General features: G+C 45.6%; 18 protein-coding genes. 10 read left to right on the plus strand and 8 right to left on the minus strand.

The features are described from left to right. Positions 1 to 4: 4 nt before the first annotated feature. The 8 genes from AC1DCV_RS28325 to AC1DCV_RS28360 all read left to right on the plus strand — a co-directional run bounded on the left by AC1DCV_RS28325 (position 5) and on the right by AC1DCV_RS28360 (position 11,603). Positions 5 to 4,522, plus strand: a complete 4,518-nt coding sequence (locus AC1DCV_RS28325; RefSeq protein ID WP_477026340.1) for a TonB-dependent receptor plug domain-containing protein — start codon at positions 5 to 7, stop codon at positions 4,520 to 4,522. A gap of 220 nt (positions 4,523 to 4,742) precedes the next feature. Further along, on the plus strand, positions 4,743 to 5,045 hold the full coding sequence (locus tag AC1DCV_RS28330) for an autorepressor SdpR family transcription factor (protein ID WP_477026341.1): 303 nt from the start codon (positions 4,743 to 4,745) through the stop codon (positions 5,043 to 5,045). After that, on the plus strand, positions 5,032 to 5,922 hold the full coding sequence (locus AC1DCV_RS28335; RefSeq protein ID WP_477026342.1) for an SdpI family protein: 891 nt from the start codon (positions 5,032 to 5,034) through the stop codon (positions 5,920 to 5,922). Before AC1DCV_RS28330 ends, AC1DCV_RS28335 begins: the two co-directional genes overlap by 14 nt. A 4-nt stretch (positions 5,923 to 5,926) precedes the next feature. Further along, positions 5,927 to 7,186: a serine aminopeptidase domain-containing protein gene (locus tag AC1DCV_RS28340; RefSeq protein ID WP_477026343.1), complete on the plus strand. Its 1,260-nt coding sequence runs from the start codon at positions 5,927 to 5,929 to the stop codon at positions 7,184 to 7,186. 73 nt (positions 7,187 to 7,259) lie between these two features. Next, a complete protein-coding gene (locus tag AC1DCV_RS28345; RefSeq protein WP_477026344.1) occupies positions 7,260 to 7,799 on the plus strand; it encodes an RNA polymerase sigma-70 factor in 540 nt (179 codons plus the stop codon). 22 nt (positions 7,800 to 7,821) lie between these two features. Next, positions 7,822 to 8,805 carry a FecR family protein gene (locus AC1DCV_RS28350; protein ID WP_477026345.1) on the plus strand — a complete coding sequence of 328 codons (984 nt, stop codon included), beginning with the start codon at positions 7,822 to 7,824 and terminating at the stop codon, positions 8,803 to 8,805. Positions 8,806 to 8,875: 70 nt separating this feature from the next. Further along, entirely contained in the window at positions 8,876 to 10,471 is a 1,596-nt protein-coding gene (locus AC1DCV_RS28355) for a hypothetical protein (RefSeq protein ID WP_477026346.1), read from the plus strand. Between the two features lie 358 nt (positions 10,472 to 10,829). Then, positions 10,830 to 11,603, plus strand: coding sequence for a class I SAM-dependent methyltransferase (locus AC1DCV_RS28360; protein WP_477026347.1), 774 nt, complete (start codon positions 10,830 to 10,832; stop codon positions 11,601 to 11,603). A 32-nt stretch (positions 11,604 to 11,635) separates the two neighbouring features. Here the strand turns inward: AC1DCV_RS28360 and AC1DCV_RS28365 are convergent, their stop codons facing one another. Further along, positions 11,636 to 12,328 carry a sulfite oxidase-like oxidoreductase gene (locus AC1DCV_RS28365; protein ID WP_477026348.1) on the minus strand — a complete coding sequence of 231 codons (693 nt, stop codon included), beginning with the start codon at positions 12,326 to 12,328 and terminating at the stop codon, positions 11,636 to 11,638. A gap of 149 nt (positions 12,329 to 12,477) precedes the next feature. Here AC1DCV_RS28365 and AC1DCV_RS28370 point away from each other — a divergent pair, with 149 nt between their 5' ends. Beyond that, positions 12,478 to 13,476 carry a sterol desaturase family protein gene (locus tag AC1DCV_RS28370; protein WP_477026349.1) on the plus strand — a complete coding sequence of 333 codons (999 nt, stop codon included), beginning with the start codon at positions 12,478 to 12,480 and terminating at the stop codon, positions 13,474 to 13,476. Here the strand turns inward: AC1DCV_RS28370 and AC1DCV_RS28375 are convergent. Then, positions 13,464 to 14,561, minus strand: coding sequence for a metallophosphoesterase (locus tag AC1DCV_RS28375; protein ID WP_477026350.1), 1,098 nt, complete (start codon positions 14,559 to 14,561; stop codon positions 13,464 to 13,466). The two genes, AC1DCV_RS28370 and AC1DCV_RS28375, sit on opposite strands and share 13 nt — an antisense overlap. A 114-nt stretch (positions 14,562 to 14,675) precedes the next feature. Then, complete coding sequence (locus AC1DCV_RS28380; RefSeq protein ID WP_441576941.1) at positions 14,676 to 15,194, minus strand: cold-shock protein; 519 nt, start codon at positions 15,192 to 15,194, stop codon at positions 14,676 to 14,678. A 309-nt stretch (positions 15,195 to 15,503) separates the two neighbouring features. Here AC1DCV_RS28380 and AC1DCV_RS28385 point away from each other — a divergent pair, with 309 nt between their 5' ends. Continuing rightward, entirely contained in the window at positions 15,504 to 18,782 is a 3,279-nt protein-coding gene (locus AC1DCV_RS28385; RefSeq protein WP_477026351.1) for a S41 family peptidase, read from the plus strand. A 28-nt stretch (positions 18,783 to 18,810) separates the two neighbouring features. Here AC1DCV_RS28385 and AC1DCV_RS28390 read toward each other — a convergent pair whose 3' ends face one another. The 5 genes from AC1DCV_RS28390 to AC1DCV_RS28410 all read right to left on the minus strand — a co-directional run bounded on the left by AC1DCV_RS28390 (position 18,811) and on the right by AC1DCV_RS28410 (position 22,748). Next, positions 18,811 to 19,272 (minus strand): hypothetical protein, encoded by a 462-nt coding sequence (locus AC1DCV_RS28390; RefSeq protein WP_477026352.1) that lies wholly within the window; start codon positions 19,270 to 19,272, stop codon positions 18,811 to 18,813. A gap of 6 nt (positions 19,273 to 19,278) precedes the next feature. Next, complete coding sequence (locus AC1DCV_RS28395; protein WP_477026353.1) at positions 19,279 to 19,674, minus strand: ACT domain-containing protein; 396 nt, start codon at positions 19,672 to 19,674, stop codon at positions 19,279 to 19,281. An 82-nt stretch (positions 19,675 to 19,756) separates the two neighbouring features. Beyond that, the gene (locus AC1DCV_RS28400) at positions 19,757 to 20,734 is read right to left on the minus strand and encodes a DUF6268 family outer membrane beta-barrel protein (RefSeq protein ID WP_477026354.1); all 978 of its coding nucleotides are present in this window, start codon (positions 20,732 to 20,734) and stop codon (positions 19,757 to 19,759) included. Between the two features lie 208 nt (positions 20,735 to 20,942). Continuing rightward, positions 20,943 to 22,184 (minus strand): beta-ketoacyl-ACP synthase II, encoded by a 1,242-nt coding sequence (gene fabF / locus AC1DCV_RS28405; RefSeq protein ID WP_477026355.1) that lies wholly within the window; start codon positions 22,182 to 22,184, stop codon positions 20,943 to 20,945. 6 nt (positions 22,185 to 22,190) lie between these two features. Beyond that, positions 22,191 to 22,748 carry a TetR/AcrR family transcriptional regulator gene (locus AC1DCV_RS28410; RefSeq protein ID WP_477026356.1) on the minus strand — a complete coding sequence of 186 codons (558 nt, stop codon included), beginning with the start codon at positions 22,746 to 22,748 and terminating at the stop codon, positions 22,191 to 22,193. Positions 22,749 to 22,781: the final 33 nt, after the last annotated feature.

Below are 22,781 nucleotides of genomic sequence, written 5' to 3' on the forward strand. Positions count from 1 at the left end.
ACCCATGAAAAATATTATTACGCATATATGCATATACCTGTTGATGGCGGCTACCTGTTGGGGACAGTCATTTGATTATGCTAAGTACAAAGAGAAAATCTATATCCACACCAGCCACGTTTTTTTTCAACCCGGACAGGACGCGTTCTTTAAAGTATATGTGGTAAACGCGAAGGATCAGCAACCAGCCACATTAAGTAAGGTGGTTTTTGTAGAAGTACTGGACCCTTCCGGGAACATGCTCAAAAAATTAAATTATAAAATAACAGATGGATTTGCCGAAGGCTCTTTTACTTTTGAAGATAAAGCCCCCGGCRGTATTTATAAGCTCAAAGCTTACACTACGTGGATGCGCAATGAAAGCGACAGCACTTTTTTTGTAAAGGAACTGACGCTGCAAAAAGTAATCGCTCCCCGTATATTAATGAAACTGGATTTCCCCAAAAAGGGCTATGGTCCCGGCGATGAAGTGATCGCTGACTACTCCATCCGTAATTTATCTGATCAACCCATTGCCAATTATAAAGTAAATTATAAGGTATCGCTGGGTGGCAATGTAGTGAGTACCCAGGTGGTCACCACCAACGGCGACGGTAAAGTACAATTGAAGTTCAAATTACCGGATGACCTGAACACAACAGATGGTTTGCTGAATGTGACGATAAACTATGATGCCTATAAAGAAGCCATCTCCCGGAGTATTCCTATTGTGTTGAATAAAATAGATCTGCAATTGTTACCCGAAGGAGGCTCCCTGGTAGCAGGACTCACCAGCAACATTGCTTTCAGAGCCATCAACGAACACGGTAAACCAGTAGATGTAAAAGGAGAAGTATGGGATGATGCAGGGAATAAACAGGCCGACTTTGAAAGTTACTATGCAGGTATGGGACAGTTTCCTTTTACGCCACAGGCGGGGAAAAAGTACACGGTAAAGATCACTTCACCACTGCATATCACCAAACAGTATGCTTTTCCGGCCTTCACAGCAGAAGGTGTGGTCATGAATTTTATGAAGAGAGATGGAAAACTTTTCCTGAATCTGTCTGCTACCAGCAACCAGCGGGTTACTTTAACCGGGCAGACAAAAGGCATCACCTACGCCGCCAGTGACCTTATCCTGAAGAAAGGTACGCATACCGTTGAAATAGATCAGTCGGGATTTCCTGCTGGTATCGCCAGGTTTACCCTGACGGCCGGAAATGGATTACCAGTGGCAGAAAGACTGGTATTTCTGAATAAAGACAACACCCTGCAGGTTAAAATCACGACAGACAAATCACAGTACCTGCCACGGGAAAAAGTGGTGATGACCCTCAAAACAACAGATGCCAAAGGAACGCCACTGGCTTCCAACCTGTCGCTGGCGGTCATGGACGATAAGCTCTGGTCCTATGCGGATGACAAACAGGATCATATACTATCCTGGTTGCTCATGAGTTCCGAATTGAGTGGAAAGATTGAAGAGCCCTTGTTTTATTTTAAGAAAGAAGAACCTAAATCAGATCCGGCGCTCGACCTGGTAATGCTGACACATGGCTACCGGTATTTTAGCTATCTCCCTGAATTAAACGAAGGGAAAGCCCTGAAGTACCTGCCGGATGATGGTTACGTGATGAGTGGCACTGTCTTCAATGCACAGGATAAACCGGTAAAATCCACGGTATTCCTGATTAATATGGCGGAAAAAAGTAAAGCCATCCAAATGAATACAGCTGATGATGGACAGTTTTTCTTTGCCGGGCTGGACGAACGGGCCCATTATTACCTGATAGCGAAGTCAGTTAAAGGAAAAGAAAAAGTGAAGATCCGGGTGGAGCAGAACAGTATCGATTATAATGTTATCCGGACTAAAAAATTATTGGAAGAAGGGGTCAGCTTTAAGGAGTATGCCGGTATCCGGCCCGCGGCGCAAAAACAGGAATATGCAAATGCGGAAGAAGAAATAAAAAAGAAAGTAGATGCGTGGATAAAGAATATGGGTGATGATAAGGGACTGAATGAAGTGGTAGTTGTTGGCTACGGCGCACAACGAAAGGCGAATATGACTGGCTCGGTTACTTCGATTGTTGCCAATGAAATTAATGTTGTGCAGAACATGGATCAGGCGCTGCAGGGTAGGGTAGCAGGGGTACAGGTAGTGCCACAAGCCAATCCTGGAGCAGCCAAAGAAATCAGGATAAGAGGCAATAACTCACTGACCGGCAATAATCAACCATTGTTTATTATAGACGGGGTGGCATTTGAAGGAATGCTGCAAGACTTAAATCCCAATGACATCACCGCGATAGAGGTCTATAAAGATGCAATGGCATCAGCACTTTATGGAAGCCGTGCTGCTAATGGTGTGATCCTGATCACCACCAAAAATGCCGGAAGAGCAGCGATCAGGTTGAGATTGAATAAAGAAGACTATTACAACACCAAATACGTTCCCGGCATTGGAAATGCTTATGACGTGGCCAGGGTATTCTATGCGCCCCAATACGCCACTACGGTAACAAAAGAGCGGAGTGATTTCCGGGAAACGATTTACTGGAACCCGGTTGTGCAAACAGATAGTAGTGGCGCCGCCACGCTGGAGTTCTACAACTCCGATGCCGCCACTACTTTCCGGGCAGTTGCCGAAGGAATTGCCTGGAATGGTCAGCCCGGCAGAACAGAAGCCACCTGGTCAGCACGGAATGCATTGCAGATAGATGCGAAGATTCCTCCCTACCTGACAGTGGGCGATCGCGCGCTGATACCGCTGGTGCTTAAAAATAACAGCGCAGCCAGCGTGGAACTGGATATCACTATTGCATTGCCAGAGAAAATGAAAAAAGGAGAATATGAAGAGAGGGTTGTACTGGATGCGAACACTTCCAAACAGGTACTGATTCCACTGGAAGCCACCGCAGCCTGCCGGGGTGATATCAAATTTATGGTGAGTGGTAAAACGGGCACAGAAACATTATCTCTTCCGGTAATAGCGGCAGAGAAAGGTTTCCCGGTGTTTAAAACCTTCTCCGGTGATAAATCAGTCAGACTTCCTTTTGAGCTGGGCCAGCCGATAGCCGGCAGTATCAAAACAGACCTGAGGGTATTCGCTACATTGGAAGGGCAATTGCTCGATGGAATAGCATCTATGTTGAGAGAACCTTACGGCTGTTTTGAACAAACGTCTTCCAGCACTTACCCTAACATTTTTATCCTCAAATATCTCCGGGAATCGGGGAAATCCAATCCTGATGTGGTGGCTAAAGCCATGAACTATATTGAAACCGGGTACAAACGGTTGATCAGCTTTGAAACCACAGAGAATGGTTTCGAATGGTTTGGCCATGCACCGGCACATGAAGCGTTAACAGCCTACGGCTTACTGGAGTTTACGGATATGCAGACTTTCATCAACGTAGATAAGGATATGCTGGCCCGAACCAAAAAATTCCTGTTGAGCCGCAGAGACGGTAAAGGAGGCTTTAAACTGGCTTCCGGTGGCTATGATAAGTTTGCATCCGTACCCAACAGCGTGGCTAATCTCTATATCGTATATGCGTTAACGCAAGCCGGCATTGGTAAAGAAATACAACCGGAATATGAAGCCGGCGTACAAAAAGCATTAGCAACTAATGATGCTTACCAGCTGGGATTAATGGCGCTCGCTGCCAGCAATATGAAAAATACCACCGACTACAACCGGCTGATGCAGGCGTTAAAACAGAGCTATGAAAAAAACAACTTCACGGCAGCCACGACTGTGGTAAATTCCAGGGATGCTTCCCTGCGCGTAGAGTCGTTATCGTTATACGCACTGGCGCTGGCCAGGGAACAAACGCCTGATCTTGCCACCATAGCAGTAGTCATCTCTAAAGTGCTGTCAGATAAATCATACTACGGTTACGGCTCCACGCAGGCAACCGTGATGGCACTGAACGCCATCGTAGAATTCGTAAAGATAAAAGGACGCGCGGAAAATGCCGGTACTGTTGATTTCGAACTGAATACGCAGAAAGTGGCGCTGGGCAGCGATTTCAGCAATTTATTGAAAGCAGGTGCCAATACTTTTGCGGTGCATTACAGCAATGAAAAATCCGGTATTCCTTATCATCTGGAGGTTTCCTATTACACTATGCAACCGCCTAACAGTCCTAAGGCCGACTTACATATCAATGCTACACTGGCGGATACCCGCACTAAAATCGGGGAAACCGTCAGGATGAAAATTGATGTGAAAAATGAAAAAGGCATGCTACAACCTATGTCTATTGCCAAAATAGGCATACCTGCCGGCCTTTCTCTGCAGCCCTGGCAGCTCAAAGAACTGAAAGAGAAAAAAGAAGTCGCCTATTATGAAATCTTTGATAATTACCTGGTGCTTTACTGGATGGGATTCAGCCCGGATGAAACTAAAACTATCAACCTGGACCTGAAAGCAGATGTTCCCGGCACTTATAAAGCCAAAGCCAGCAACTGTTATCTGTATTACACGCCAGAGCATAAACATTGGAACGAAGGCACTGAAATAGAGATCCTGCCATAGTTTCATTATCCCTACACCTATTCCTTCCGCAGCGTTATCCCGAAAGGGAGCGCTGCGGAGTCATGTAATAACCCGCCGGTACCATCACCTGCTACGCATCTTCATCCGTTATTCGCTGTTGTCATCCGAAAATCATCTTTCCTTGTTGGGAATTACATTTTGCCAGTTTCCTGACTTCTCCTATCTTGGCATTTAGATAGTTGTCTAAATATATGTTTATATGAACAACGTGTTCAAAGCACTCAATGATAAAACCCGGCGGGACATCCTCGAGTTGCTCAAAACGGAAGACCTGACCGCCGGTCAGATCGCAGAGCATTTCAGCTTTTCCAAGCCCACCATCTCTCATCATCTCGACCTGTTGAAACAAGCGGAGCTATTGACCAGCGTGAAAAAAGGGCAATTCGTTTTTTATTCTCTCAACACAACGGTGATGGATGAATTACTGAAATGGATGCTCCAGTTTACCGCCGATACCTTACCACTCACAAAAAAAACAACAGCCCGGTATGAAGGAAAATAAATGGTGGAAAGAAGTACCATTGATAGTAGCCATGGCTTGCCCTTTCCTGGTATATTATTACCTGAAACCATTATTGCCGGAACTGGTACCTTCTCATTATACGATAGATGGCAGCGGGCAATGGGTGGTAAACGGACGTATGGCACCGGGAGGATTCGTGACTGCCATGTTCTTTGCCTGTTTGGTAGTCTACCTCTCATTGAGCTTTCCGTTGTTTGCAAAGAAATGGCAGGCAGGTCTCCGGCAGCAATCCGTTTTGCTAACCCCCATATTATATTCACTGAAAGCAGGACTGATCCTGTTGTTCAGCGCTATCCCGGTGTATGAAATGCTGGTGGCTGCCGGTAAATTAACCGGTGGAAGTGCTACTATGTGGAGTTATATTGGTGGCATTGCTTTACTGGTGTTGCTCAATCTGTTTATTTACAGGTTATATTCGGTGCTGTATCGTCATAGCGAAGAAAAGCCGCTGGCACGTAAATCCTATGTGATCATCTGGGTCAGCACACATGTAGTCGTGTCGATTGGTCCGCTATGTGTTTTGCTGGTAGCAGGACGAATAAGTGCCGACAAAATGATTCCGCAGTTTATCCTGGTATTCCTCGCCATTTGCGGCAACCTGCTGTATAATGTACGCCCCAATCCTTACCTGGGCATCCGTACTCCCTGGACGCTGAAAAATGAAACGGTATGGCGTAAAACGCATCGGATGGGAGGGATCATGCTATTTGTATCTGGGGTGGCTGGCTTTATCGCTACACTCATTGCCAATGAACACCAGTCGCATTATATCCTGTTGTCGGTGCTGTTCATAACTGCCTTGGTGCCTGCAGCTTATTCGTATATTATATACAAAAAATTGATTCATCAACCCTGAACATATGAAACGCTTCTTCTTTTTCGTCCTGTCGTTCTGCCTCATTCAACACGTTGCTGCACAACAGCAAAATGTGGTAGTCAAAAGCTTCTTTGAGCAAATGAGCAAAGCTAACTGGACCAACGCAATGCAATACATGGCGCCCGCCATGAAAGAAAAACTGAATGCAGACATGCTGAAAGGTGTATGGTCGCAGGTGGAACAGGCCAATGGAAAGTGGGAGGCGCTGACCTCGCAAAAAACAGTACGGGAGGGGGAACATTATATCGTTACCGCAGAGAATAATTTTGAACGCGCTACCCTGACATTCCGCGTGGCATTGGATAATGACAACCGGATAGTGGGCTTTTTCATCACCGGATCTAAGCCCAAACACATGGTGCTGAATGCTAACGAAATAACAGATACTGTCAACACTATTGACGGTGGGGTGTTATACGGCACGCTTACACAGCCGGAAGGTCAGCAGCATGGCCCGGTAGTGCTGATCATCGCCGGTTCAGGCCCTACAGATCGTAATGGAAACAGCCTGTTTCTTCCGGCGGCGGAAAGCTTTTCCTATCAGCAACTGGCCCAGGGACTGGCAGCCAACGGTATCGCTTCTTTGCGGTATGATAAACGTGGTACCGGGCAAAGCACCGCCTTCCAAAAATCACTGGCTACCCTGACAATGGATGATTATACGGCAGATGCGGAGGCCTGTATAGCCCATCTGCAGCGAAGCGGGAGGTTCTCCAGTATATCCGTTATAGGGCACAGTGAAGGCGGCATCATTGGACTCATACTCGCGCAGCATAGCCACCTGAAATGCCTGATCCCCTTATCTACCCCAGGAGAAACGACTGATAAAGTGCTGCTGGAACAACTGAAACCAAGATTGTCGGACTCGTTATATCAGCAATCTGTCAGCATTTTAAATGACCTTCGGCAGGATAAAACGCCCGCCAAAGTGCCCGCGGACTTACATATTTTGTTTAACACCGGTAACTTTAACTATTGGAAAAGTACCTTCCGTTTTGATCCCTGCGCCTTACTGCCAACCCTGACAATGCCGGTGTTGATAGTGGGTGGAGCGGCTGATGTACAGGTGTCACCCGCCCAGGTAACCATGCTGCAGGACTGCAAACCCGGTACTAACCTGGTGCTGATAGAAGGCATGACACACGCATTAAAAAACAGTAACGGTATTTCTCCGGATAAAAAGACTCCATTACCTTTGTCGCCTGAATTAATACCGGCACTGGTATCTTTTATCCGCCAATAATTATTTTTCAGGCACGTAAGGGTTTATGACCATTCAGGTGTATTAGTAGTATATATAACAGCAAAAGTGGCCATTGGAGAAAGATAAACACGATGATAAACTGGCTTTACAGGTTGAACAATACTTTCATAACCATTATGAAGGATTGCATCGTTACGCCTTTACTATCCTCAAAGACAATGATAACGCCAAAGATGCTGTGCAGGCAGTGTTCCTGAAATTATGGGAGAAGAGAGACACATTAGACGAAGAGCAATCTGTAAAATCATACCTGTATACAGCAGTATATCATTATTGCCTGAACATTAAAAGACACGACAAGGTCCGAGCCAGGTATGAATCGGAAAATGACAGCGCAGTGCATGATACAGGGAATAAACTGATCAGTAAAGAAATTAACCGACAAATCATGGATCATATTGCAGCCCTCTCACCTCAATGCCAGCTTATTTTTACCAAGAGCCGGTTTGAAGGAATGAAGTATGCAGACATTGCAGTGGAAATGGGACTGTCCATAAAAACAGTAGAAGCACAAATGGGCAAAGCATTAAAGATCTTACGTGCAAAATTATTTGATATTATGATCAGCGTTATTATATTATTTTTCATGTGAAAAATAGAAGTTAGAACTTTAAATGATGAATAATCCCGGTCACATACAAGAAGAGGATKAATTACTGGCAAAATATCTTTCCGGGGAAGCTACTCCGGAAGAAGCCATGGCTGTGGATAATTGGGTAAAAGCTTCCAGTGAAAACCATGCTTTGTTTGTGCAGGCAATGGCGGTGTGGGAGCAAACAGCTGCCGGGAGTACCTGGCAACTGCCGGATAAACTAAAACTATTAGCCGCGATCAAAAGAGACAGAAAGCCCGTCAAAACGGGTACTGTGAAAATGCTCCGCTGGAGCATCGCTGCGGCCATCCTGCTGCTGTTGGGCGCTGCAGGTGCCTACTGGTGGCTGCAGCCATCACATGTCACCGTCCCTGACTCGTTCGTAATACGGCAAGCCGATAAACAAATGGTAAGGGATACCCTGCCCGATCAATCGGTAGTGGAAATCGCCACCGGAGCAGCAATAAAATATAAAAAAGACTTTCTCGGCAATACCCGAAGTATTCACCTAACCGGAGGCGCTGTTTTCAATGTAACATCGGATCCCGTGAAGCCGTTTATAGTAAGCGTGGGAGACATACAGGTAAAAGTATTGGGCACTGTTTTTCAAGTAGCAGAAGATACTGCCCAAATAATGGTAGTCGTGAAATCAGGTGCAGTTAGTATGTATAGAGGAGACAGCGGTATTACATTAAAGGCGGGGGATACCGGCACCTACAATAACAGTAGTCACCATTTTGGTCTGACAGTGGCGGATAGCACCCACCAGCAAATTAGGTCTTTAAATTTTACCAATGCCAGTCTGAAAGAGATCGCCACTCAAATGGAAAAAGCTTACGGCATCAAAGTCATTTTTAAAAATAAGAAGCTGGAAGCCTGTACCATGAGCAGTTCTTTCGATAATAAATCTATTGAATTCATTTTTGAGGTTATATCAATCACGTTGAATGTCCAGTATAGGATCGAAAAAGATACCGTGTATATCAGTGGTATTGGATGTAATTAAATATATAGCAGCACTGTTAATCCCGATTATAGCAGTTTCTGTTTGCAGTGCACAGCAAAACCGGATTAATTTGCGGCAGAAAATAGTATTGCCAGCGAAGCAAATCCGTCTGGATTCCCTGCTCAGTATCGTCAGCCGTCAAACCGGTGCGAGATTTTCACTGAACACCAGCAAGTTTCCTCCTTCGCGTATCATTCACGTTCCCAACGGCCCCATGCCGGTAGCGCAGTTGCTCACTGCCATCAAAGAAGATACCGGTATCTTTTACACCGTCCTGGGAGGACATATCATTTTTATTGATAACCCGCCCCGCAAGCCTAACCCGCTGCCAGCTAAAAAATATTCGACCAAAAAAGAATCTGTCAGAAAGAACACCAGTGAAAAATCACTTGCGAAACAAGCCATGAAAACAGGGCCCGCATTACCGGATCTGCAGTCAATACCCACCATTTATTTTGTTGCTGATACATTGGTAACTTCAAGTGTGGTTATCCCGCCCGATTCTGGCAGGCTCGTTTCCGGAGCGGTTATCCCAGCTGACACGATCAGAAAAACAGATTCCGTCTTTGTATGGGGTGGCTCAGGTGATACCATCAGGAAACCAGATTCCTTAAAAGCTGGCTTGGCTGGTAACCTCAAACGCGATTCCATCAAAAAAGAAGACACGCTGCGTATTGCCTTTGCATCCGGTAACCGATACGACGGTATTAAAACAACAGGCTCCCGGCTAACCTATTATTCTACCCCCGCAGATGCTGCACACAATCGATTGTTACGCTTCAGCAGCTGGCAGTTGGATTCATCATTGCTCTGGGGCTGGGGTAGGGGCACAGGAGATACACTGCGCAATAAAATAATCACTATTACCGGGAAAGATTCAACGAATATAGCGAAGCAACAGTCCGCAAATGATGCAACAAATCAAATTTTAAAAGTCGCAACAGACAATAAAATGAAGAATACGGAAATAGTTACTGCATCTGCATCTCCCCGGGATATAATAATACAGCAGTCAACAACCACCGCCAAAACTTCACTGGTAAAATCGATCCTTCAAAATACATTTTCCAACCGCTATCAAAATCCCGGTGGACAAGGAGTACGAAGGAGTGGAGAAAAGGGGCCATTTTCTTTTTTACTGAATCTGGGCGTTACCGGAGATGAAAGTTATTACGTTAACCCCACTATACAGATAGGACTTCCTTTTCTTTATGGTATTGCTTCCGCCAGCACTAATTTTAATCTGGTGGGCTTTAGAGTCGGAGCTGGTATTGCTGCCCGCATATCCGAAGACTGGCGAATACACCTACAGATGACTACTGGTAAACAGCTTCACGATTTCAAATACGGGAACTTCGCGGATACCGTCGGAGAACATATATCGGGATCGGTGAACATGCGTTTAATGAAATTTTCCCTGGTGGCCGAAAGAAAGCTGGGTGAACGCTTTCGTTTGCAGGCCGGTCTTGTATTCAACAGCCAACGGCTGTTATATAGAGCAGACAGTAACACGGTTTATACGCCGCAGATGGTTTATCAGAGGATTAATATCATTCACGCGCCTTATACCATTAGTGATACTTATAACGGCTATCGCAATACCAAAACATGGATAGGTTTTCAGGTAGGGATATTTTATAACATAAATTTTAAGAGAAGAAAGTAAGGATTTTTTATTTACAGCGTGTAATAATAAGAGACCTGCAACTGTTTATTCTACACTGACAATACTGCTTTTCAGCAGTATGTATTGGTATACAAAATAATTCCTCTTCAAGCTATTCGGCGTAAATGGTACATACTGATTTTTATCAGGATGGGAGCGGGTTTCACTGTCCTGATTATTTCGCAACAACCACCCAATGATATACCTCTTAGCACACCAACACCGGTATTAGCATTTTTATAACATAAATTTTAATAACAGACTATAAGGGTTTTTTATCTATTGCGTGTAGTAGTAATGCATCGGTATAATGGAGATGTCCGTTGTACTTTTTTTTCATTTTAAGATGGTTTTACAAATGATCGCATTATTAAAAACGGCAGAAAGAACCAATAATTCGTCTTACATTAATAATTACGTATTTCAGCGGCATGTATTCGCCTATAAAGCAATTCCACTGGAAAGCCTGCAGCACAAACAAGTGCTTGAGCTGGGCTGTGGGGAAGGATATGGGATGGAAATGCTGGCGCCTCATACGGCACATTATCGCTCTGTAGATAAAAAGAAACCGATCAGTAAATTACCAGATAACGCTTCTTTTCAACAGTGCAATCTTCCGGCCCTGGCAGGTATTGCAGATAATAGTTATGATACGGTGATCTGTTTCCAGGTAATTGAACATATCAAAGAGGACAGTGCTTTACTGCATGAAATCAGACGTGTGCTGAAACCTGGTGGCCGCCTGTATTTAACCACGCCTAACCGGCTGACATCTCTCAGCAGAAATCMGTTTCATATAAGAGAATACCTGCCCAGGGAGATGTTTGCTTTAATGAATTCACATTTTCCTACTGCAAAAGTAGAAGGAGTTTATGGTAATGAAGTGGTGATGGCCTATTACGAGGAAAACAAACGCAGTGTAAATAATATTGCACGATTCKATATTTTTCGGTTGCAATACAGACTGCCTGCTTTTTTACTAAGAATCCCCTACACGTTACTCAACAATATGAATCGCTTACTGCTGCTTAAAAAAATGGAAGATGTAACTGCAGGGATCAGCTACGATGATTTTTATCAGCATAGCTTACGCGATGACTGTCTCGATTATTTTGTAACAGCTGTCAAATAGCACTTTTAACTATACCTGTTTACCTATTCCTATTAACTATACCTATCATTTCGCCATGGATATGCCGTATTGGAATAACCCCTTTCCTCCCAGAAGCCCAATTTGTTGGTAGTAAGGAATTCTATGCGGCGTATCCATTTCGCGCCTTTCCAGGCGTATAGTTCAGGGGTAATCATTCTTACCGGGCCACCGTGCTCCATCGGCAGCGGGGCGCCTTCTATGGTATGCACGAGCAGCACATCCGGCTTGAGCGCTTCTTCCAGGGAAACGTTGGTGGTATAGTCATCATATCCATAACAAAGGATATGCGTGGCGTTATCTGCCGGCTGCACCAGTGCTGCCAGATCCAGCAACCGTACACCTTTCCAGTTCATATTCAGTTTAGACCAGGAGGTCACACAATGAAAGTCGGAGGTATCTTCCGTTTGCGGGAGAGCCATGAACTCCTCCCAGGTTAATTCCACAGGGTGTGCTACTGCACCATTCAGGATCAGCCGCCAATCTGCTGTTTCCACCTCAGGCTGTATGCCCAGATCCAGCACCGGCCATTTATGTGTAATGGTTTGTCCTACCGGTATTACCGGCATACCGTGCCGGTTAGGATTTCCCGAACCCTTCGGTTTGCTGTCGGCCATGGAGGGTGTTTGCTGCATCTTCGCCTCAAAGCGGGCTTTTAGCTTCATCCTCGCTTCTACTACGCGTTTCAGTTTATCGGAGTCTTCCATAAAACGGTCTTTCCATAAAGATACGGCTTTAGCCGCAGGCACGAAATGCTTTGAATATTCCGGTTTAATTTGTACTTTGTTTAAACAATATGTTACTTTGTACGAACAAATGAATTTCCGCCCGTTCCACCTATTTAAATAACAGCGTTATGGCCTTCTTTCAGACTTTATTCCACGAACTGATTTCTTTCCTGGGCATTTCACAACTAATAGAAGTGTGTAAAACCGGTAACTATAAAGTCTTACTGACATTAAACGGTATTTTCTCCGTCATTTCTCCCCTGATTCCTTTCCTGTTACTATTGGAAATTTTCAGGGCCATCTTTTATAAACGCTTTAAGATAGAAGACTACAAAATGCCTTTCTTCATCTTTGTGGCGAACCGTTTCATCTCCCGCTTTATCTCTATTGCAATGGTGGCGTTTTGTATCGGTGTGCTGGAAAAATATGCGCTGTTCAATACTTCGCTGAAATGGTACTGGTTTATTTATGGTTATGTGATCTGGGAGTTTTCGCATTTCATCTATCATTATTTCGGGCATAAGGTGCGCCTGTTCTGGTGCTTGCACTCTACGCACCATGCCCCGCAAACCATGAACCTTTCTGTGACCTATGCGCATTTCTTTTTGGAAGCACCCTATGCAGATGTGATCCGTACCAGCATCTGTATTTTAATGGGCGTAAATCCGCCGTTGCTGTTCATCATCATGTTTATTGATGGTACCTGGGGTTCGTTTATTCATGTGGGTGAGAACCTGATTAAAGACGGGCGGCTGGGCTTTCTGAATTCCATTATTCTGACACCTTCACATCACCGGGTGCATCACGCAAAGAACCCGTTATACATGGATACCAACTTCTGTAATCTGCTCAATATCTGGGATAAGGTGTTTGGTACCTTCCAGCACGAAAAGCGGGAAATGCAGATTGAGTATGGTATTTCAAGGGAAATAAATCCCGATAGTTTCCTGGATGTATATTTTGGGGAGTTGTATTGTCTCTGGAAAGATCTCCGGAAAGCACCGGGTATAAAGAATAAGTTCCTGTACATCGTCATGCCGCCAGGATGGAGTCATACCGGTGATCATAAAACGGCTAAAGTGGTGAAACAGGCATACCTGCAGGAGGCATCCGATCAGGTCATCTGATCAAACAGGTAATACAGCGGCGACTCTTCGAGTACAATGCGGCTGGGTCCATTTTCATCTTTCTTCCACTTAATCAGGCGGATAAATCCTTCTGCTATTTCAATGCCGGTGATGTCGCCATCACTAAAACAGCAACAGCCGGTGTTGAAGTAGGAGGGATGGGCCATGGTTTTTACAAATTGTTTGCCTGTATATTCTGCTTGTCTTGCTGATAAAGCTTTTTGTAAGATGCTTACCTGTGCGGCGTCTCCTTTGCTTTGTGCTTTTTCCAGTTGCTTTGTGAGGCGGTCTATATGATCCAGCGAAGCAAATACGGGTTTATGTGTATGGCCGGAGATGAGGAAGGTATGCTGATACTGCATACTCCACTCATACATGATAATGTTGTGGCGGTCGGCCAGGTCGAAAGAGTCGGAGAGGGTATCGGTATGAACCTTAAAGAATCGCTGCACTGGTGTCCAGATAGCGGCTACAAACCATTTGCTGAAAGCATTGCCATCGCTGCGCATGTCGCCCTGGTGACCATGTGTCAGGAAAAGGCGAAATTCATTGTCCTGGTACCGGGTCTGTAAAATAATGCCTTCATATACTTTCAGCTTCTTGCCAAACAGGGGCTTCAGGAATTGCTGCCGGGGTACATTATAATGCCACTGCAGATCATGGTTGCCAAACACCCGGAAATAGCGTTTCTGTTGCAGAAAACGGGCTTCTTCGAGCAGGGAAGTACGGTTTTCTGCGATCACCTTTGCAGGCGGGCATTCCCATAGCTCTTCACAGTCGCCCAGGTTAATGAAGGTAAAGCCCTGGTCGTAATAGTAGCCGAGGGCGCTGAGGTAGTTCTGCTCTGCGGCCATGAAATCATCTGCTCCATCTTTACCTCCTTTATGCTGATCCGAGAAGATAATAAAACGGGCGCTTTCCTGGTCAAAGGGAATCACCAGGCCTTTCTGTCGGTTGCCTTGCAGAATTTCCTGTTGCAACCGCGATAAAGAGGCAAAAACCTGTTGTCTGTCTGGTTTGGAAGAGAATCTGTTGGATAGCCAGATAATAGGGCGTTGGAAGAGTTTTTTCAGCGGATTTGGCACGGCATGTTCTTTTAGGTGTTGTGGGGCATCTCATCCTTACCACGCACAAAAATGAGCGGTTATCCATAACCGCTCAGATTCTATTTATTTCAAAAAGGGCAGAMCTACTGCAGACTACTGTTGCTCTTGTTGTTGCTGCGGCGGTGGTGGTGGCGCCTGTTGCGCTTGCACCTGCACTTTAACTTCTTTCTTTACATTTACAGCACTTGGACCTTTCTGTCCACGCTCTACTTCAAAAGTAACTTTGTCTTTTTCCTTAATCAGTTCTGTTAACTGGTTAATGTGCACAAACACGCTGTCCTGCGTTTGCTGATCAATGATGAATCCGTAACCTTTGGATTCATTGAAGAACTTTACCACACCTCTGCGTATCAGCTCAACCGGTTCAGAAGGCTCATGCCTGGTGGCACCTAACTGAATGTCTTCCACATTGATTTCTTTTCTCTTTCTTGGATCGGGAGGAGTAGAGGAGATGTTGCCGTTTTCATCGATGTACGCCATCATGTCTTCCAGACTCTTTCCTTTTCCACTGTTTGCTTTGCGTTCTTCCTTTCTTTCTGCCTTGTCCTGGCGTTGTTTCGCTTTTTTCTTTTCTTTTTCTTTTTTACCAACTGTTTCCTGGGATCTAGCCATATTTTGATTATATATTTTGATATGCTGCAAAGATCGGCTTTTTTTGCGTAAGCAGCCGGAAATATAAGCGTCTGCAGGCGTTATGCACAGCCACTTTCCGCCAGGATGTACTGCAGGGGCTATTCTATCTTTTTTGCACATTCCCGAAATGGATAGCCTCACCTGCTATAAATGCGCTAAATACCATTAACTTGTTACATATAACATTAACAATATCTTTTATCAGATTTACATAGATTAGCAAATCGATTTTATAATACGCAACAACAAATCAGACCACCAAAAGTCTGTTCAAACATCTAAACGCTTATGATGAAAAGAGCTGCCCTGATTTTTCTCGCCGCTATGGCAGGGAAACAGGCAATGGCACAGGTAGATGCAGGCCTGTTCCGCTATCCTGACGTGTCCCGGTCACAAATTGCATTTTCCTATGCAAATGATATCTGGATTGTGCCAAAAACAGGTGGTACCGCCATCAAACTGATTTCTCCTCCCGGCGTGGAAACATTCCCTAAATTTTCTCCGGATGGCAGCAAACTCGCCTTCAGCGGCAACTACGACGGCAACACAGACGTATATGTATTACCGGTAGCCGGTGGTGTACCATTGCGATTGACCCAGTTCGGCGGCGCCGATCGCGTGGTAGACTGGACCCCGGATGGGAAACAGGTACTCTTCGCTTCAGGCAGAGAAAGCACCAAAGAACGCTTTAACCAGTTTTACACCATCCCGGAAACAGGTGGCAGTGCTACCAAACTACCACTGGCCTACGCAGAATTCGGATCTTACTCACCCGATGCCGGCAAAATAGCCGTCACCACCCGCTCCCAGAGCTTCCGCAACTGGAAACGCTACCGCGGCGGTATGAAAGCAGACATCCACGTATTTGACTTTGCGAAACAACTCTCTGAAAATATTTCCGCAAAAAGTGAAGCCGGTGACGAATTCCCGATGTGGTACAACAACTACATCTACTTCCTCTCTGACCGCGGCGCCGAGAAACGCATGAACCTCTGGCGCTACGATACCAACACAAAAGCATACGATCAAATCACTACGTACAAAGACTATGATGTACATTTCCCTTCCATGGGACCAGCCGATATCGTGTACGAAGCCAATGGCAAATTGTATGTGATGTCATTGGCAACACAACAATCCACCGAAGTGAAAATTACGATCACAACTGATCTGGCTGCGCTAAAACCCAGACTCGTTCGTACAGTAAAGTACATACAATCCACGGCTATCAGCCCCGATGGACAACGGGCATTGATCAGCGCCCGCGGTGATGTCTTCTCTGTACCCGCCATCAACGGATACGTAAAAGACCTTACCCGCAGCAGTGGTGTTGCAGAACGGTACCCTGCATGGTCTCCCGATGGCAAAAACATTGCCTGGTGGAGCGATAAATCGGGCGACTATGAACTGTGGATGGCACCTGCCGGCAAAGAAAACGAAGCCAGGCAAATCACCCACTATGGCCCCGGCTTCCGCTACGCCCCATACTGGTCACCGGATAGTAAACAACTGGCCTTTATCGATCAAGCCATGAAAATATGGGTACTTGATGTTACCACCGGAAAAACCACCGCAGTAGATCAGGCCCTCCACTATTCACCAAATGTATTTGAGGGCTTCCGCTTCAGCTGGACCCCCGACAGCAGATGGCTGACCTATAGCCGTGACCTGGATAACCTGCACGAAGCGGTATTTTTGTTTGATACAAAAAACAACCAACGCCATCAGGTCACCAGCGGCTTCTACGACTGCAGCAGACCAGTGTTTGATGAGGAAGGCAAGTATCTTTATATACTCACTAATCAATCTTTCAAACCTACCTACAGCAGCATCGACAATACCTTTATCTACGCTAATGCCACTATGATAGGGGTGATCGGCCTGGAGAAAGCAACGCCTTCTTTACTCGCTACCCGCAACGATGCAGTAGATGTAAAAGAAGATAAAAAAGAAACAACACCTGCTGCCAAAGAAAAAGGGAAGAAGGACAAAGAAAAGAAAGACAAAAAAGAAACACCAGCTGCAGAAAAAAAAGGAACTAACATTGACCTGGACAACATGGAAGCCAGGCTCGTGTTACTGCCGATACCCGGTAGTAACTATTCCCGCCTCGGCGCCACCAAAGGAAAGATCCTGTTTCTCAACAGCACGCCACCGGATGATGAAGAAAGCAGCGGTGAATCTACCCTGCAGTACTATGATATCGCTACCCAACAGGTGAAAACGATCATCAAAAATCCAGGCTCTTACGAGATTTCCGCCGACCGTAGCAAAATATTGGTTAACAATGGCCCCTATGGCATCATTGAACCGGCAGAGAATCAGAAAATAGATACGGCCATGCGGGTGGAAGAAATGGAAATGACCGTTGATCCGAAAGAAGAATGGAAACAATTATTCATGGATACCTGGCGCATGGAAAGAGACTTTTTCTATGATCCACATATGCACGGGGTAGACTGGAATGCGGTGAAAGAGAAATACCTGCACCTGCTGGAAGGCGCCCGCACCCGTGATGAAGTGAGTTTCGTGATCAATGAAATGCTGGGTGAAATGAATGCTTCCCATACTTATAACTTTGGCGGTGATGTGGAAGAAAGTAAAACAGAAAGTGTCGGCTACCTGGGTGTAGACTGGCAGGCCGATGGTCAATACTATAAAATCAAACGGATCATCCGTGGTGCTCCCTGGAACGCGGAAGCCCGCAATCCACTGGATGAGCCAGGCGTGAATATCAAAGAAGGTGACTATATTCTAGCAGTGAATGGTGTACCGCTTACTACCGCACAGGAGCCTTACAGCGCGTTCCAGTCGCTCGCAGGCAAGGTAGTAGAGCTGACTTACAACAGCCGCCCTTCCCTGGAAGGTGCTAAGACTGCTATCGTAAAAACAATAGGGAAAGACTACCGGCTGCGCCACCTGGCATGGATAGAGAGCAATCGCAAACGCATTGCAGATGCCACTGATAACCAGGTAGGCTATATCTACGTACCCAGCACCGGTATTGACGGACAGGATGAATTGATCCGTCAGTTCAATGCACAATGGGATAAAGCCGCGCTGATTATTGATGAGCGATTCAACAACGGCGGGCAAATCCCCGATCGCTTCATCGAAATGCTGAACCGCAAGCCACTGGCGTACTGGGCTACCCGTGATGGTAAGCCTTCACCATGGCCGGGATATGCCAACTTTGGTCCCAAAGTAATGCTTATCAATGGATGGAGCGGCTCCGGGGGAGATGCATTTCCTGACTACTTCCGTAAAGCAGCACTGGGCCCCATTATCGGAACCCGTACCTGGGGCGGATTAATTGGTATCAGTTCCACACCCGGATTAATCGATGGCGGCGTTATCACCGTGCCGTCATTCCGTATGTTTGAAAGAGATGGTACCTGGTTCCGCGAAGGACATGGCGTAGACCCTGATATCGCAGTAGATGAAAACCTGGGCGATATGGCTAAAGGAATAGATCCGCAGATAGAACGTGCTATTACTGAAATTAAAAACCTGTTGCAGACAAAGTCTTATAAGGCCCCTGCACAGCCGCCTTACGAGGTAAGATAAAAAGCCGGATCATCGTGATAGCTGGTAATCATTGCCAGCTATCACGATGATCCGCTATTTGTTGCAGTATATGGTTGCCCCAGTGAAGATCATTTTCAGCTATAATGATGGTGTTGAAATGATGCCGATCCCCCTCGATAGCTACGCCTGGGGAATCATCTATATGCACATCAATATTAAACGCCGGTGGATATTTGGAAATAAGAGTGGCCTTTTCCCGTAATGTTTTATCATGCAGGGTTTTATTGATGATCTTCTCCGGATAAATACCATAAGAAAAAAACAAACGCCTGATATAAGCCGGAGACCTGTAAGAAGTAGTATATACAAATATCCTGTGTTCCCCGGCCTTTAGCGCCTTCATCAAATCAATTGTACCTGCTCTGATTTTTTCACGACTGAAAAGCTTTTGCCATATTCCCCTTTGTTCTGTAGGAAATTGTTTCATACCAGGTATGAGGGTATCGTCCAGGTCAAAGGAGATAATCATGAGATGTTATGCTGACAGTTGTTGTAATACCTGCATCGCCTTTTCGGCATCTTTGCTGGCTACAAAGATATGATCGTGGTAATAGGCGGCGACTACGTTGCAACTAATATTTTGCTCAGATAATGCGGATGAAAATGCTGCCGTTAAACCTACTGCCTCAAGAGAGGAATGCACGGTTAACGTAATCCAGGCGGCTACAAAGGAATAGGGCAGCTGTAACTGGTCGGCCAGTTGCCGCGGAATGATGATGGCAACAGCTTCCTGTTCACGGAAAAAACAAATTATATCCGCAGGGTTGATAGCAGAGATATCTGTTACCGTACAGAAAGCATACTCTCCTGCATTCAATACAGGCGTCATTGTTTTAAGCAGGGTGCTGAGATTTGTAATACCTGTTGTCATAAGTGCTAAGATAGTAAGTAAAGAGAAATATCTGCCCCACACCAGTAAACTGATATAAGGCAGACAAGTTTTTGTGAATCTGTTAACGTCTTGGCTGGAAATTCCATTTCAGTCCGCCGCTGAAGAAATAATTGGTGCCGAGACGCGCATTGGGTTTGTCGCTGAACATTTCAGATAATTTTTTCTCGTTGAAGCTGGTTTGGTTCAACAGGATAGAACCGCCCGTTGCTACAAAATCTATGTGCTTGCTCAGGTGCCAGGTGTTCTCCAGTCCAATGCTCATCTCAGTATGACCCATCAGTCTTTTTTTGTCTGCACCTCTTTCTACATCATATGCCGCACCATTCATACGGAAGGCCAGTCCCAGGTCTGTGTATTTATTTAAACTGGTGGATACACTTATTTTTTCAGGGAAGTTGATATCGATTCTGTATTTATTCTGCGTCTGCCATTTGACCATGAATGCAGGTAATATCATAGGCGTACCAAAGCTATTGGTGAGCATAGCGCCCAAACCGTAGGAGAACCTGGGATTCACCTGTTTTATAAACAGCACGCCGCCATTGATGAAAATATCGTTCTGGTCAATTTTTTCCATATCGGTGAAAAGCCCTACGGATAATATGCCTACCATACCCCAACGCTTGTTGATGTTACGGTAATGCTGCAGTGCTAACTGCGCGCCCAGTAATTCTTCCGGGAATATTTTACTATCATAATCTTTATTGGTGAGTTTAGTGTAACTACCGCCAGCCGCGAGAGACCAGTTTCTAACCTTGCCGGTAGCGGTATCTACGCGGTTGCTCAACATAAACATCGCACCAAAATTGTAGCGAACCTGGGTAGTAGTGGATTTTGTTTTCACACTATCTTCTCCTCTGATATAGTGGGAAGGAGGCAAATAATCTATACTGAGGCCTATTCCGGGACCATTCGGTGTAGCGGCGCCTAATTGTGCCCACAGGCGTTGCGCGGGAGTGAGGGCGAATAATGCGAGTAACAAACAGGTGTAACCTTTCTTGTGATTCGATTGTTGCAGGTGTGTTGGCTTACGGCTCATAATGACGTTCTTACTTAAAGTGATTTTTTATTGCTTTAGAGTACGACAGCATGAGTACCTTCTACCCCTACGGGGAGAGGAAAAATTTTTTTAGCTTTTAGCCATTAGCTTTTAGCTTTTAGCAAAAATGCAGCGAAGGAAAACATAGCTATTATGTTCTTCGCTGCATTTTTGCTAAAAGCTAAAAGCTAATGGCTAAAAGCTATTTTTATATTTTCCGGAAGACAACAATACCATTATGTCCACCGAATCCGAATGTATTGCTCATGGCTACGGATACTTTTTTTTCTATTGCAGTAGTCAATACAATCTGCAATCCTGTAGGTATAGCCGCATCCAGTTGCTGCGTATTAATAGTAGGAGGGATGATGCCCTGTTCTATACTCTTGACGCTTGCAATGGCTTCTATAGCTCCTGCAGCGCCCAACAGGTGGCCTGTCATCGATTTGGTGGCACTGATGTGCAAATGATCCGGTGTGACCCCAAATAGCTTACCGATAGCGGCAATTTCACTCAGGTCACCTACAGGAGTAGATGTAGCATGTGCATTCAGATAGTCTACCTCTTCTTTATTCAGTCCTGCATCTTCCAGGGCGAGCTGCATGGCGCGGAAAGCGCCCAGTCCTTCGGGATGAGTGGCGGTCATATGATAAGCATCGGCTGTCATGGCTGCACCGGCGACTTCTGCGTAGATATGTGCGCCTCTGGCTTTGGCATGTTCGTATTCTTCGAGAATGAGGGCGCCGGCGCCTTCTCCCATCACAAACCCATCCCGGTCCACATCAAACGGACGCGATGCCGTGGTAGGATCTTCATTACGGACAGACATGGCTTTCATGGCGCAGAAACCACCTACGGAAGCCGGGGTAACGGGAGCTTCGGACCCACCTGTTACCATCACTTTCGCCTTACCTATACGGATATACGTTAACGCATCCATAATAGCCGTGTTGGAAGTGGCGCAGGCAGATACGGTTGTATAGTTAATACCCATCAATCCGTATTTAATGGAGATCATGCCGGAAGCCATATTGGTAATGAGTTTGGGCACAAAATAAGGACTGAAGCGAGGGTTGAAATCGCCTGTAACATACTCTGTTACCTGCTCTTCGAAGGTTTGCATACCACCCTGGCCGGAGCCCCAGATGACGCCTGTATCAAATGGGTCCATGCTGCTAAAGTCCAGTCCGGAATCCCTGATGGCCTGGTCTGCAGCCACCAGTGCATATTGTGTAAATGGATCCGTTTTGCGTACTTCGGCTTTGTCCAGTAATGCAGTGGCATCAAAGCCTTTCAGCTCATGGGCGAAGCGTGTACGGAAACGGCTGGCGTCAAAATGGGCAATAGTGGCAGCACCACTTTTCCCGTTTATAAGACTATTCCAGAAATCCGTTACGGTGTTACCGATAGGAGACACCGTCCCCATTCCTGTAATGACAACTCTTTTCATAGTATGTTATTTTTGACACAGATCTTCCAGCAACTGATCCGTAATACTGCGGAAGGCTGCCGGTCCCATTACCCTGGATAATAGCAGGGAAGACTGTAAATTGGACATGATGATAAGGGCCCGCGCCTGGGCAGGTCCTTTAAAGTGAATACATTTATTTTTCCGGCCCTGCTCCAGGCAGTTAGTCAGCCAGGATACAATGCCATCGGCCATTTCCTGCACCTTCGCCTGCATAGCGGGTGAAAATGTTTCAAAGTCCGTAGCCAGTGAGCCCATCAGGCAGATATTGCCCTGGTTATTGTGTTTACGAAATACATCCACCAGTTTGGCCAGCTGCTCATTCTCCGGCAACTGTTTCCATTTAACGGTGAAGCTGTTAAATTTTTCAATCTCCTGGTCAATCACTTCCACTCCCAGGTCCGATTTGGCCGGGAAGTGATAATGTACTGCCGCATTTTTAATATCCAATGGCGCTGCAATATCCTTATAACTAAAGGCATTGAAGCCTTTTGTCCGTACCAGCCGGTCAGCCATGGATATTATTTTATCTTTCGTTTCTGACATATATATGCCTTTTGGCGTCACAAATATACTTAC

The organism is Chitinophaga sp. 10T418, assembly GCF_056394125.1.